Source organism: Bradyrhizobium cosmicum (assembly GCF_032290525.1).
In the GTDB taxonomy this organism is placed as follows: domain Bacteria; phylum Pseudomonadota; class Alphaproteobacteria; order Rhizobiales; family Xanthobacteraceae; genus Bradyrhizobium; species Bradyrhizobium cosmicum_A.
In genome coordinates this window covers 164605-177302 of the sequence record NZ_JASXTA010000003.1, presented here as the reverse complement: position 1 = coordinate 177302, position 12698 = coordinate 164605, and the positions used below count along the sequence as shown (strand labels likewise).

Genomic DNA, 12698 nt, shown 5'->3' with positions numbered 1-12698 from the left:
CGAGATTCCGGGTTCAGCGCTCAGCGCTGCCCCGGAGTGACAGGAACGATTTTCTTCAAAATTCACCTTTCAGCCACGGTTGATATGCAACAACGGCCCTTCCTTTGGGGGCTCGATTCATGCGCGCTGCGGCCGCGATACTCATCATTTTGCTTCTGGCCGGCTGCGCCGGCAACGAAGCGCCGGTCCAGCAGCCGTCGATGTATGCCGACATGGCCGTCCCGGGCGCCAAGCTCGATGCGCAGGCGGCCGCGATCATGATCTCGCAATATCGCCAGAACAACGCCCTCGGCACCGTCGTGATCGACCCCGATTTGATGCGGCTCGCCGAATCCCAGTCCCAGGCCATGGCGGCGGCCAACAAGATGGACCATGACGTGCGCGCGCCGCTCGCCAAGCGCCTGGCCGCAGGCGGCTATCCCGCCACCGTGGCGGTCGAGAACGTGTCGGCCGGCTATCATACGCTGGCGGAAGCGTTTTCCGGCTGGCGCGACTCGCCCCCGCACCGCGCCAACATGCTCAAGAGCGGTGTCACAAAATTGGGCATCGCGGCGGGCTATGCTCCAGGCACCAAATACAAGGTGTTCTGGACCATGATCCTGGCATCGACCGACCCTCGATAAGCCAGACTTGATCCCGGGATGCATTGACGCCGCGGCGGACTGTCGCCACGGTCGCCCGCCATCTGCTAATGTTCCCGTATGACCGATCATAGCCCGGAAGTCGCCAGCATCCCCGCGAACGCGCAACGTGTCCTGGTGCTCCAGGGCGGCGGTGCGCTCGGCTCCTATCAGGCCGGCGCCTGTCAAGCGCTGTGCGGCTATGGTTTCGAGCCGGAATGGGTTGCCGGCATCTCGATCGGCGCGGTCAACGCCGCCATCATCGCCGGCAACGAGGGGCATGCCCGCGTCAAGCGGCTCAAGGAATTCTGGGAGATGGTGTCGGCGCCGGTGCCGTGGAAGCCGATCGGCAAGAGTGATCACAGCCGCGAGCTGTTCAATTCGACCAGTGCCGCGCTGATCGCGACCTTCGGCGTCCCCGGCTTCTTCGTCCCGCGCCTCCCGCCCGCGCCGCTGTGGCCGCCCGGCAGCCCGCAGGCCGAGAGCTATTACGACACCGCACCGCTGAAGAAGACGCTGGAGCGGCTGGTCGATTTCGACCGCATCAACGATCTGAAGACGCGGCTCTCGGTCGGCGCCGTCGGCGTCACCTCGGGCAATTTCAAGTATTTCGACAATTACGAGTTCAAGAAGCTCGGCAAGAAAATCGGCCCCGAGCACATCATGGCCTCCGGTGCGCTGCCGCCGGGCTTTCCGTCCGTCATCATCGACGGCGAGCATTACTGGGACGGCGGCATCGCGTCCAACACGCCGCTCGACTATGTGCTCGATGCCGAAGTCGAGCGCGACATGCTGATCTTTCAGGTCGATTTGTTTTCCGCGCGCGGCGACCTGCCGAATTCGCTGCTCGAGGCCAACGAGCGCGAGAAGGATATCCGCTTTTCCAGCCGCACGCGGATGAACACCGACAAGAACAAGCAGATCCACAACGCCCGCAGGGCCGTGCGCGACCTGATTTCCAAATTGCCCGATTATCTGAAGAACGACCCTTCCGTGGAATTCCTTGCGAAGGTATCGCGTGAAAGCACCGTCACCGTGGTGCATCTGATCTATCGCAGCAAGAACTACGAATCCTCCTCCAAGGATTACGACTTCTCTCATGTCGCCATGGTCGAGCATTGGGAAGCCGGCGTGCGCGACGTGCATCTGTCGATGCGCCACAAGGACTGGCTCGAGAAGCCGCAGTCCGGCCAGACCATGGTGACCTACGATCTCACGGGGGACGTCACTGCGACCCCGCCAAACAGGAGCGAATAAGATGGGTAGTCTGTCAGGCAAGAACGCCGTCGTCACCGGTTCGACCAGCGGCATTGGCCTTGCCTATGCGCGTGCGTTCGCAGCCGCCGGCGCCAATGTCGTCATCAACGGCTTCGGCTCGCCGGAGGACATCGAGAAGGAGCGCGCAAAGATCGAGTCGGACTTTGGGGTGAAGGCGGTCTATTCACCCGCCGACATGACCAAGCCGGCGGAGATCGCGGGGATGATCGCGCTCGGCGAGAAGAGCTTTGGCTCGGTCGACATCATCGTCAACAATGCCGGCATCCAGTTCGTCTCGCCGATCGAGGAGTTCCCGGTCGAGAAGTGGGACCAGATCATCGCGATCAACCTGTCCTCGGCGTTCCATGCCATCCGCGCCGCCGTCCCCGGCATGAAGAAGAAGGGCTGGGGCCGCATCATCAACACCGCGTCGGCGCACTCGCTGGTCGCCTCGCCCTTCAAATCGGCCTATGTGTCGGCCAAGCACGGCATCGCCGGCCTGACCAAGACCGTGGCGCTGGAGGTCGCGACCCACAAGATCACCTGCAACTGCATCAGCCCCGGCTATGTCTGGACGCCGCTGGTCGAGAAGCAGATCCCCGACACGATGAAGGCGCGCAATCTGACGCGCGAGCAGGTCATCAATGACGTGCTGCTCGATGCGCAGCCGACCAAGGAGTTCGTCACCTCCGAGCAGGTCGCAGCCCTCGCGCTGTTCCTGTGCGGTGACGACGCCGCGCAGATCACCGGCACCAACCTGTCGATCGACGGCGGCTGGACGGCGGAGTAGGGCCGTTCTCTGTCATGCTCCGGCTTGACCGGGGCATCCAGTACGCCGCGGCCTCTCGGCCTAATCAAAGCGGTCGCCGGAATGCTGGATCGCCCGGTCAAGCCGGGCGATGACAGCGAGAGCGGGGTGGCGTTTCGTCGTCTATTTGCCGAACGCCAGCACATGAAGCCCCAGCCGCTGCCGCACGATCCAGAATAGCAGCACCGTCTCGAAGCTGAGCGAGATCGAGGTCGCGGCGGCGGCGCCATGGCCGCCGAAGCGCGGCACCAGCGCGATGCAGAGCACCAGATTCATCGCGAAGGCCAGCGCGTAGGCCAGCGCGCAGATCTTCTGCTCACCTAACATGTTGAGCAGGCGCTCGACCGGACCGATTGCTGCGCGCACCACGAGCCCGAACGCGGCGACGAACATGATGTCGTAGCCGACCGTGAACTGCGGCCCGAACAGCCAGAGCAGCGGCTTGCCGAGCGCGAGCAGTACGATGGTCGCCGCCAGCGACGGCCAGAACGTCCAGTTGATGGCATGCGTCACATAGGCCGACAGGCGCGCCTTGTCGCCAGCTGCGTTGTATTCGGCGAAGCGGTGCGCCGTCGTTGCCGACATCGCGTAGTGGATGAACGAGACCAGCGCCAGCGTCTTCACCACGGCAAAGTAGACGCCGACCTCCTCGGACGGGCGGAACTGCTGCAGCACCAGCACGTCGGTGTAGGACAGCAGCAGGTAGAAGCTCTCGACCAGCAGAATCGGCAGCGACACTGCGAGCCAGCCGCCGATGTCGTAGGCCTTGGGGCCCGGCTCCACATGACCGGCGAGCTTGCGGTTCAGCACCACCATCTGCCCGGTCATCGCGATCCACACGGCGCCAGCGCTCGCAACCATCGCGGCGACCGCGCCGAGATGGTAGCCGAGCAGGAAGGCGACAGTCGTGATGCCGATGATCAGCGCCTGGCGGATGATGAATTGCGGCATCAATCCGAGCTGCATCCAGTCATGCGAGCGCGCGATGCCGTCCTGGGTGTTGGCGACGACGAAGGCGGGCAGCGTCATGCAGCCGATATAGAGCGGCAGCACCTCGGCTGGATCGATCCAGGGCGACAGCAGCCTCACGATACCGGCGAGGCCAAACGACACCAGCGCGGAAACGGCAAAAGTCAGCCAGCGGCTGCCGGAGAGAAAGCCGCGTAGCAACGCGTGTGCGCCGGCGGCGCGGTACTCGGGAATAATCTTCTGAGCGGATGCGGAGATGCCGAAATCCATCATGCTGCCGAGCAGCAGCACCCAGGTCCAGACATACACATAGATGCCGTAGTCGGACGTGCCCATCCAGCGCGCCAGCAGGACCTGCGAGAAATAGGCGAGCCCGGCGCTGATGACGCGAATGATGAAGATGGTGCCGGCCAGCCGCCGCGTCAGCGATGCCTCGCTCGAGCCGCCCGAGAGCTTGTCGCGCAGCCGCGCGATCAGCCCGGCCGGTCCGGTCGTTGCGGGCTCTGCATCCATCACGGCCAATTCGAACAATCCCGGGGCGCACGCGCATGGCTGCGGCAGACTTGCCGCAGCAGCCTTGGGAATTAGCAACCATTCGTTAAGATTCGGTTGGGTGGGCCTCCCATCCGCAGTGTCGTCCCGGATCTGCGCTACGCTTGTCCGGGACGACAGCTGAATGTGGAGCGGCAGCCGAACAACTCACTCGCCGTTGTCCCGGCTTTTCGCCAGGGCGACAACTACTTCAGATTCGTATTGAACTCGTACGATTTCTCCGGCCCGACCAGCGTGAACTTCAGCGCCGCGTCGTCGGGCTTGGCGCCCGGCGGCAGTCCGTCGAGCTCGAAGGAGAAGCGCTTGACGCCCGGCGGGCTCGGCTCGACCGGTTTGGGGATCGGCAGCGACCAGTCGAGCGTCGGCCCCTCCACGAACAGGTTGACGTTGCGGCTGTCAGGCGCGACCACGTCGACCACCACGTTTTTGGGCCCTTCACGCCTGACGTCGCGGATGGTCAGCGGATTGGGGTCGCCGATCGTGGCGGGCTTCGGCACGGTGTCGAGCGCCGCGCGCAGATTGACATCCTCGGTCGAGGCGACGTTGTTGAAGCCGAGCTCGAGACTGGCCTCGACGGGAATGCAGAGTTTTTCGCACACCGCATAGTTGATCTCGGCGCGCAGCGTCACCGGCTTGTCGGCGGCCTTGGGCACGATACGCAACGGCAGCACGATCTGGCCATGATAGCCGATCGAATGGCCGCCCGCGCCATCGTCGAATTTCAACGGCGCCGGCCACATCACCGTCACCGCTTCGACATTATCCGACTTCGAGAAATCGAACCGCGGCGGAACGCCGGAATCGCCGGGCATGCGCCAGTAGGTCTTCCATCCCTGCTGGAGCTGGAAGGAGATGCCGCCGAGCAGGACCGTACCGCTGCGCGATCCCGCGAGCAGCCGCACCGCGGAATGTCCGTCGCGCTGCCACGGCGAGGCGTCGTCGGCGCGGGCGGCAAGCGCCAGCGATGACGCAAGCAGGCTTGTCGCGACGCCAATCGCCGCGCGCATTGGAACTCTTGTCAACATGGCACGTCTTTACAGGGCCTCCCCGGGGCAAACCATTGAATTGCGTGTGATGGATGCACCTGAATCGAGTCTCTGCAAGCCTTGATTTGACAGCGGACCGGCCCGACATCAGGATAGGAACTGAAACCGGAGTGCTTCACCGATGGCTCCCACAGGCAAAAGGACGGGCGAAAGCACCCGCAGCGCGGGCCCTGCGCTCCCGAACGCGGCCGGCTATCTCGACGGCCAGCTCTTGATTGCGATGCCCGTGATGGGCGATTCCCGCTTCGAACGCTCGGTGATCTATCTCTGCGCCCATTCCGCGGAGGGAGCGATGGGCATCATCGTCAACCATCCGGCCGGCAGCATCGATTTCCCCGAACTCCTGGAGCAGCTCGGCATCATCAAGAAGGGCGAGCACATCAAGCTGCCGGAGAATGCCGAAAGCATGAAGGTGCTGCGGGGCGGGCCGGTCGATACCGGCCGCGGCTTCGTGCTGCATTCCAGCGACTTCTATATCGAGAACGCGACGCTCCGGATCGACGACGGCGTCTGCCTGACCGCAACCGTCGACATCCTGCGCGCGATTGCCAGCGGCTCCGGTCCCAAGCACGCTATCCTCGCGCTCGGCTATGCCGGCTGGGCTCCGGGCCAGCTCGAGACCGAGATCCAGAGCAACGGCTGGCTGCATTGCGATGCGGATTCGGATTTGATCTTCGGCGACGATGTCGACGAAAAGTATTCGCGCGCCCTGCGCAAGATCGGCATCGATCCCGGCATGCTCTCGAACGAGGCGGGACACGCGTAGCTCGTGCTACATCCTCCGTTGTCGTCCCGGACAAGCGCGCCTTAGCGCGCGCAGATCCGGGACCCATAACCCCACGGTGGAGTTTGAGGCAGGCTGGTCACCACGAGTCTTCGCCAAACCACACCCTGTGGCTATGGGTCCCGGATCAGCGCTCCGCTCAAAATAACGCTGCGCGTTATCTAGAGCTGCGCTTGTCCGGGACGACAGCGGAGAATGCCGTACCTACTCCGCCGCCTGCTGCTGCACCCTCGGCTCCGTCCCCGCCACCGTGGCGCGGCGCATGTCGCGGGGCTGGGACTGGTCGTAACGGCGGACGCGGTGCATGGTCTGGCGGTTGTCCCACATCACGAGATCATGCAGCCTCCATTTATGGACGTAGACGAACTCGCTCTGCGTCGCGTGCTCGTTGAGATCGCGCAGCAAGAGCCGGCCCTCCGGCACGCTCATGCCGACGATCTTGCCGGCATGCGATGACAGATAAAGCGACTTGCGGCGATGCACCGGATGGGTTCGCACCAGCCGTTGCAGCACCGGTTTGAACATCTCCTTTTCCTCGTCGGTATATTCGGTGAAGCCGAGCGATCCGCGCGAATACATCAGCGAGTGCTCGCAGACGAGGTCCTCGATCTCGGCCTTGGTCTCGTCGTCCAGCGCGTCATAGGCCGCGCGCATGTCGGCGAATTCGGTGTTGCCGCCCTTCGGGTTCACCACGCGCGCCGACAGCAGCGAGAATTTTGCCGGGATGGGACGGAACGAGCTGTCGGAATGCCACAGGCAGTTGCCGAGGTTGAACAGATGCGCGCGGCTGTCCTTCGCCAGCGGCCTGCCGTCCTTGCCGAGATTGGAGACGTCGTTGAGCCCTGACTGGAGCCGGTAGTCCTTCTCCTTGGTGACAGTGCCGCCGCGCGCGTCCTCGCGCTGGCCGAAATTCAGTGCAAAGGCCATCTGCTGTTCATCGGTGATGTCCTGGTCGTGGAAGACGAGCACCGCATATTTGTCCATGGCGGCCTCGACCTCGCGCGCCTCGGCCTCGGTGAGAGGCTTTCGCAGATCGAGGCCCGAAACCTCGCCGACAAAATGCGTCTGAAGCTGCCGGATGGCGATCGTCATGGCGTTTTCTCCCGCGGACCGCGAGCGGTTGCTCCCGCTCTGTTGGCGAAAAAGCTACTCCGGCACCCGGCGTTGTCAACGCTCAGGCAGCATACCCCTCACGCGTTGCGCGCCATCAGGCCGCCGTCGACCGGAATTACCGCGCCGGTCAGGAAGGATGCCGCCGGCAGGCACAGGCTGAGCGTCATATGCGCGACCTCCTCGGGGTCGCCGTAGCGGCCGAGTGCGGTGCGGCGCTTGGCGTAGATGGTCTTGTGCTCCTCGGAGATGCGGTCGGTGATCGCGGTGCGGATCGGTCCCGGGCAGATGCAGTTGACGGTGATGCCGTCGCGGCCGAGCTCGACCGCGAGCGAGCGGGTGAGGCTCGCCACGCCGCCCTTCGCCGCCGAATAGGGGCTGTGCAACGCGGTGGCGCCGAGCGCCTCGGTCGAGGCGATGTTGACGATGCGCGGGCTCTTCGACTTGCGCAAGTGCGGCAGCGCGGCGCGGATGATGCGCGGATGCGCCGTCAGCATCACGGCGATGCCCCTGGCCCAGGCGTCTTCATAAGCCTCGTCGTCGATCGCGACGCGCACGGAGATGCCGGCATTGTTGACGACGATGTCGAGCCCGCCGAAATGCGCAGCGACGTCACCAACCACGCGCTTGATCTCGCCGCCCTCGGCGACGTCGAGCTTCCACGCCTTGGCCGAACCGCCGCTCGCCTCGACCTGCTTCGCGACCGCCAGCGCGCCCTGCTCGTCATAATCGGTGACGGCGACGTTCGCGCCTTCGGCGGCGAACACGCGCGCGGTCGCGCGTCCCATGCCGCTCGCTGCACCCGTGACCAGGACGGTCAGGCCCTTCACCGACCGGCTGAGCTGCTTGAAGTCGGACATGCTGTTTCCTCGCGGGATCTTGTTTCTTGTTATGCGATTGACAAGGCTGGCATCGATCCGCAGACAGGTCAAACAAGCACAATAAAGCAGCGCAAAGGGGAGGTCGCGATGGCGAACGAGCTGGATTTCTCAGGCAGGCAGGTGTTGGTGGTCGGCGGTTCCAGCGGTATCGGCAACGGCATCGCGCAGGCCTTTCGCGTCCGGGGCGCGCACGTCGCGGTGTGCGGCACGCGTGCCCTCCCCGCGGACTACCTTGCGGAGGAAGGCTCCGATCTCAGCGGCCTCGCCTACGCGCAGCTCGATGTCAGCAATCCCGGCGCGATCGAAGCGTTCACGCCGTCCTTCGAGCGGCTCGACGTGCTCGTGCTCGCGCAGGGCGCGGTGCTGTATCGCCGCGGCGAATTCGAGATGGCTGGCTTCCGCAAGGTCGTCGAGGTCAATCTGATGAGCCTGATGGCCTGCGCGACGCGGTTTCATTCCATGTTGCGGGATGCCAGGGGCGCGCTGATCGTGGTGTCGTCGACCGCGGCCTATCATTCCACCATGGGCAATCCTGCCTACAACGCCTCGAAGACCGGCGCGGTCGGATTGACGCGGACGCTGGGTGAAGCCTGGGCCGAGGACGGCATCCGCGTCAACGGCATCGCCCCCGGACTCGTCGACACCAAGATGACGAAGGTGACGACCGACAATCCCAAGCGGCTCGAAGACGCGCTGTCGCGCATTCCACTGCGGCGATTGGGCACGCCGGCTGACATGGCTGGCGCGGCCCTGTTCCTGGCCTCGCCGCTGTCCTCCTACATGATCGGCCAGACACTGGTCGTCGATGGCGGGCTCATTCTCTAGGCAATGCAAGGAACCGTGTTGCTTCTGATCGGTTACTCCGGCTGATCACCGAGGAGGATTATCATGGACGCGGATCGGATTATCGGATCAGCAAAGGAAGTGGCGGGCGGCGTGGAAGGTACAGTGGGCGAGATGGCCGGAGATGCGAAGACGCAGGCGTCAGGCAAGGCGCGCGAAGCCGCCGGCGCTGTGCAAAATCTCTACGGCCAGGCCAAGGATGCCGTGCGCGACGCTACGGACACCGCGGCAAGCTACGCCAAGGACGCCTACGAAAAGCCGGCCGAAACTTTCCGCGACGGCTCGCAGGCGATCGCGCAGAAGGTGCAGGACAACCCGGTCGGCGCGCTGCTCGTCGCCGGCGGCATCGGCTTCGCGCTCGCGCTGCTGATGTCGCGCCCCGCTCGGCGCCCGCCGCAGCGCTGGCGCTATTACGGCTAGTCGTTGTAGCTCGATCTCTCGTGCCCCGGACGCAATGCAGCCTAGGCGATGCGTAGCATCGTCCGGAAACGCTGCATTGCTGAGCCGGGGCCCTTTTTTTGAGACTGTCGGACGTGCTGGGTCCCGGCTCTGCGCAGCAGCGTTTCACGCTGCAGCGCGTCCGGGACACGAGACCTCAGCTTAGAAATTAGCGGAACACTTCCGCCGACCGCCCGACATTGCCCGGCGGACGCGGGATCGCTGGGTTGGGATTCGGGTTGCGCGGCGCCGGCGCCAACTGACGCGGCGGTGGCTGTGGAGAGCCGAAGCCGAAGAAATCGCGCACTGAAGGCTGGGCCTGTGCAGGTTGCTGCTGCACTGGTGGCTTCTTCGGCGCGAGCTTTTGCGGCGCGATCGCAGCGGCAGCGCCCGGCGAACCGGAAGCTGCGCCGCCGCCGGGCGTCGTCGCCGCCATCGGCGTGTCGCCCTTGGCTTGCTCGCGGCCGACCTCGCGGCGCGGCCAGACATAATCGTCGGCCCGTCCGGCCGGAGCCGCCAGCGGCTCGCCCTTCACCATCGTCCTTGCAGCAAGCGCATCGACGGTGGCAGGACGCGAGCCCGGCCCACCCAGCAATTGATCGGTCGAGATCGAGGCCGCGACCAGCGGCACGATCGGGCCCGCCAGCGGCCGCGGTGCGGGCTTGCCGGGTTCGGCGCTGGTGTCGGGGGTCGCGGGCTCGCTCGGCAGCGCGATAGGACCGGAGCGTCCCGCGAGCAGGCGCGTGATCTCGCGCTCGACATAGTGGGCGAGCTTGCGTGCGCCGGGCTTGGTGAAATAGACGCCGTCATAGCTGCGGAGCTGGCGGATCTGGCCTTCGAAGTCCGGGCCCTTCTGGAGGAAGCGGCCGGCTTCGTCGACAAAGCCGTCCCAGACGTCGACATAGGTGATGCCGGCCTTGGCCGCGCCTTCGCGGTAGAGCGAATCCAGGAACAGCATGTCCGCGGTGCCCTTCGGGCCGCGGATCGCGGGCAGGCCGACCCAGAGCACCGGCACGCCCTTGGTCTTGAGGACGTTCGCGAGCTCCTCGATCTTCTTGCCGTACAGTTCGACCCAGCGCTCGTCGCGGAATTCGGTGAGGCCGTTCGGATTGCGCGCGGTCTTCTCGGGCGCTGCGGCCGCCGGCGTGTCGGCGTTGTCGGCATCATCCTGCGGCAGATCGGCATCAGCCGGCTTGTCGTCCGGCTTGGCGGCGGTGTCGGGCTTGGCGTCGCCGGGCTTTGCTGGCGGTTTTGCGCGCGCGCCCTTGTCGTTCTTCTTGTCCTTGTCCACGGCCTTCTCGGGCGCGGCCTCGCGGATCGCGATGCGGTCGTTGAGGCCGAGCATGACGACGATGACGTCGGGCTTCTCGGTCTCCAGAATTCCCTTCGCAGCGGCCGCCCAGTCCGAAGGCTCGCCCTTCGGCTGGTACTTGATCAGGCCGGAGGTGGTCTTGTGCTTGCGGATCACGCCCATGTCGGGCTGCTCGGTGTAGGCATCCTCGAGGCCGTAGGCGAGCCAGTCGGCCATGCCGTCGCCGATCACCAGCACGTTCTTGTCGGCAGCCGTGTCGCGTTTGGCCGGCGCGGGCGCGCGCGAAAAATCCTGCCGCGGCGCCTGCGGTTGTTGCTGCTGGAACGGCGCGAAGAAATCGCCGCCGAACCATCCGCCGCCGCCTCCGCCGCCCCGTGGTGGTGGCGGGGCCGCGCGCTGCGGCGGACCGCCGAAGCCGGGGAAATTGAAGAACTGCGCCGAAGCGGGTCCGGCGACCCCGACCAGAATCGCAAGCGCCGTCCCCAGCGCGATCAACGGGCCGGTCTCGGTCAGCGCCTTGAACAGGGACTTGAACTGGGGCCTGGGCTTCGACATGCGATCTCGGGCACGCGCAATGGGGATTGGAACGAGGAGTCAATATAATAACGGAATCCGGCCGCAAACGGGCAGATTCTCTCGCAGATTTTCTTTTGGTCTCTAGGCCATACACGGGGATCGGCCGCCCCCGTCAAGGCTGGCGGGCAAAATCCCTGTTCAGGGTTACTTTCGGCGCGATTTTACCGCCCGCGCAGCCGTTCCAGCGCGTCCGAGGAGGCAAATCCGTCGGCGGGGACGCCGATCGACGCCTGGAAGTTGCGCAGGGCCTCCCGGGTCTGGCCGCCGAACTGGCCGTCCGGGGTGCCCTTGTAGAAGCCGCGCTGGGCCAGCAGCTGCTGCAGTTCCAGCCGCTCGGTCCGCGACAGCTCGCGCTCCTGCCGCGGCCAGGGCTGCACAAACGGCGCCCCGCCGCGCAGGCGGTCGGCGAAATGGCCGATCGCCAGCGCATAGGCCTCGGCCGGGTTGTACTTCATGATGACGCGGTAGTTCTGGAGCATCAGGAAGCCGGGCCCCTGCGCGCCGGCCGGCGCCAGCAGATAGGCCTTCTCGGCCGGATGCGGGAAGGGCTGGTTGGTGGGGCGCTTGAGCCCGAGCTTCTCCCATTGAGCGATCGTCATCGCCTTGGCGCGATCGGCCAGCATGTAGTTGAATCCCTGGGGCACCACGACCTCGTAGCCCCAGGTCTGGCCGGCCTGCCAGCCGTCCTTCTTCAAATTGTTGGCGGTGGATGCGATCAAATCGGTCGGATTGTCGACGACGTCGCGCCGTCCATCGCCGTCGCCGTCGACGGCAAAACGCTTGAACGCGGTCGGCATGAATTGCGTCGGGCCGAAGGCGCCGGCCCAGGAGCCGCGCATCTGCTCCGGGCGCAGATCGCCACGGTTGAGGATCTCGAGTGCGGTGAGGAATTCGTCCTTGAAATAGGCCTGGCGGCGGCCAATGCAGGCGAGTGTCGCGGTCGATTGCAGCACGCTGCGGTCGCCCATCTGCGTCGAGTAATTGGATTCGATGCCCCAGATCGAGGCGATGATATAGCGATCGACGCCAGTGGCCTTCTCGGTGGCGTCGAACTGCGCCTTGTATTTGGCGAGCACTTCGCGGCCCTTGGCGAGGCGGTTGTCGTTCACGAGGATGTCGAGATACTCCCAGATCGACTTGGTGAACTCCGGCTGCGAATCCATCAGGTCCATGATGCGCAGGTCGGGCGAGAGTCCGGTCGTGAAGCGCTGGAAGTTCTCCTGCGTGATGCCCCGCCGTGCGGCATCGGGCCACATCCCGGCGACGCAATTGTTGAAGTTGGAGGCCGCCTCGCGGATCGCGGCTGATGTCATCAGCGGATGACCGGAGGCGCCGTCCTCGCCGGTCCAGGGTTGAGGTCCAGTCGAGGCGCCGCCGGGGCCGGGCGGGGCTTGCGCCGGCGCCGGCTGCGAGCCGGAGAAGATGCCGCCGAACAGGTTCGACAGGCCATTCTGCGTCTGGGCGTGCCCGTAGGCCGGCAGCAGCAAGACGGCCGCAAGCAT

General features: G+C 65.3%; 12 protein-coding genes. 6 read left to right on the top strand and 6 right to left on the bottom strand.

The features are described 5' to 3' along the window. The first annotated feature begins 119 nt into the window (after positions 1 to 119). The 3 genes from QSV46_RS06910 to QSV46_RS06900 all read left to right on the top strand — a co-directional run bounded on the left by QSV46_RS06910 (position 120) and on the right by QSV46_RS06900 (position 2667). Positions 120 to 623, top strand: coding sequence for a CAP domain-containing protein (locus tag QSV46_RS06910; protein WP_314948360.1), 504 nt, complete (start codon positions 120 to 122; stop codon positions 621 to 623). A 78-nt stretch (positions 624 to 701) separates the two neighbouring features. Next, complete coding sequence (locus QSV46_RS06905; protein ID WP_314948358.1) at positions 702 to 1877, top strand: patatin-like phospholipase family protein; 1176 nt, start codon at positions 702 to 704, stop codon at positions 1875 to 1877. A gap of 1 nt (position 1878) precedes the next feature. Next, a complete protein-coding gene (locus QSV46_RS06900) occupies positions 1879 to 2667 on the top strand; it encodes a 3-hydroxybutyrate dehydrogenase (RefSeq protein WP_314948354.1) in 789 nt (262 codons plus the stop codon). Positions 2668 to 2808: 141 nt separating this feature from the next. Here the strand turns inward: QSV46_RS06900 and QSV46_RS06895 are convergent, their stop codons facing one another. Both QSV46_RS06895 and QSV46_RS06890 read right to left on the bottom strand, forming a co-directional pair. Beyond that, a complete protein-coding gene (locus tag QSV46_RS06895; protein ID WP_314948351.1) occupies positions 2809 to 4176 on the bottom strand; it encodes a flippase in 1368 nt (455 codons plus the stop codon). Between the two features lie 215 nt (positions 4177 to 4391). After that, positions 4392 to 5231 carry a protein-disulfide reductase DsbD domain-containing protein gene (locus tag QSV46_RS06890; RefSeq protein WP_314948348.1) on the bottom strand — a complete coding sequence of 280 codons (840 nt, stop codon included), beginning with the start codon at positions 5229 to 5231 and terminating at the stop codon, positions 4392 to 4394. 142 nt (positions 5232 to 5373) lie between these two features. Here QSV46_RS06890 and QSV46_RS06885 point away from each other — a divergent pair, with 142 nt between their 5' ends. Next, entirely contained in the window at positions 5374 to 6018 is a 645-nt protein-coding gene (locus tag QSV46_RS06885) for a YqgE/AlgH family protein (RefSeq protein ID WP_314948347.1), read from the top strand. A 222-nt stretch (positions 6019 to 6240) separates the two neighbouring features. Here the strand turns inward: QSV46_RS06885 and QSV46_RS06880 are convergent, their stop codons facing one another. Both QSV46_RS06880 and QSV46_RS06875 read right to left on the bottom strand, forming a co-directional pair. Then, positions 6241 to 7128: a TauD/TfdA family dioxygenase gene (locus QSV46_RS06880; RefSeq protein WP_314948344.1), complete on the bottom strand. Its 888-nt coding sequence runs from the start codon at positions 7126 to 7128 to the stop codon at positions 6241 to 6243. 98 nt (positions 7129 to 7226) lie between these two features. Next, positions 7227 to 8006, bottom strand: a complete 780-nt coding sequence (locus tag QSV46_RS06875) for an SDR family NAD(P)-dependent oxidoreductase (protein ID WP_314948342.1) — start codon at positions 8004 to 8006, stop codon at positions 7227 to 7229. Between the two features lie 108 nt (positions 8007 to 8114). Between QSV46_RS06875 and QSV46_RS06870 the strand changes: the two genes are divergently transcribed. Together QSV46_RS06870 and QSV46_RS06865 are read left to right on the top strand one after the other, a co-directional pair. After that, complete coding sequence (locus tag QSV46_RS06870) at positions 8115 to 8852, top strand: SDR family oxidoreductase (RefSeq protein ID WP_314948341.1); 738 nt, start codon at positions 8115 to 8117, stop codon at positions 8850 to 8852. A 63-nt stretch (positions 8853 to 8915) separates the two neighbouring features. Next, positions 8916 to 9290, top strand: a complete 375-nt coding sequence (locus tag QSV46_RS06865; protein ID WP_314948339.1) for a CsbD family protein — start codon at positions 8916 to 8918, stop codon at positions 9288 to 9290. 187 nt (positions 9291 to 9477) lie between these two features. Here the strand turns inward: QSV46_RS06865 and QSV46_RS06860 are convergent, their stop codons facing one another. Beyond that, positions 9478 to 11175 carry an SGNH family hydrolase gene (locus QSV46_RS06860; RefSeq protein WP_314948337.1) on the bottom strand — a complete coding sequence of 566 codons (1698 nt, stop codon included), beginning with the start codon at positions 11173 to 11175 and terminating at the stop codon, positions 9478 to 9480. A gap of 182 nt (positions 11176 to 11357) precedes the next feature. Further along, a complete protein-coding gene (locus QSV46_RS06855; RefSeq protein ID WP_409997152.1) occupies positions 11358 to 12698 on the bottom strand; it encodes a lytic murein transglycosylase in 1341 nt (446 codons plus the stop codon).

Coding starts and splice junctions, on each gene's coding strand:
- QSV46_RS06885 (WP_314948347.1), top strand. CDS start 5,374: ATGGCTCCCACAGGCAAAAGGACGGGCGAAAGCACCCGCAGCGCGGGC.
- QSV46_RS06860 (WP_314948337.1), bottom strand. CDS start 11,175: ATGTCGAAGCCCAGGCCCCAGTTCAAGTCCCTGTTCAAGGCGCTGACC.
- QSV46_RS06865 (WP_314948339.1), top strand. CDS start 8,916: ATGGACGCGGATCGGATTATCGGATCAGCAAAGGAAGTGGCGGGCGGC.
- QSV46_RS06910 (WP_314948360.1), top strand. CDS start 120: ATGCGCGCTGCGGCCGCGATACTCATCATTTTGCTTCTGGCCGGCTGC.
- QSV46_RS06880 (WP_314948344.1), bottom strand. CDS start 7,128: ATGACGATCGCCATCCGGCAGCTTCAGACGCATTTTGTCGGCGAGGTT.
- QSV46_RS06875 (WP_314948342.1), bottom strand. CDS start 8,006: ATGTCCGACTTCAAGCAGCTCAGCCGGTCGGTGAAGGGCCTGACCGTC.
- QSV46_RS06870 (WP_314948341.1), top strand. CDS start 8,115: ATGGCGAACGAGCTGGATTTCTCAGGCAGGCAGGTGTTGGTGGTCGGC.
- QSV46_RS06900 (WP_314948354.1), top strand. CDS start 1,879: ATGGGTAGTCTGTCAGGCAAGAACGCCGTCGTCACCGGTTCGACCAGC.
- QSV46_RS06890 (WP_314948348.1), bottom strand. CDS start 5,231: ATGTTGACAAGAGTTCCAATGCGCGCGGCGATTGGCGTCGCGACAAGC.
- QSV46_RS06855 (WP_409997152.1), bottom strand. CDS start 12,698: ATGCTTGCGGCCGTCTTGCTGCTGCCGGCCTACGGGCACGCCCAGACG.
- QSV46_RS06905 (WP_314948358.1), top strand. CDS start 702: ATGACCGATCATAGCCCGGAAGTCGCCAGCATCCCCGCGAACGCGCAA.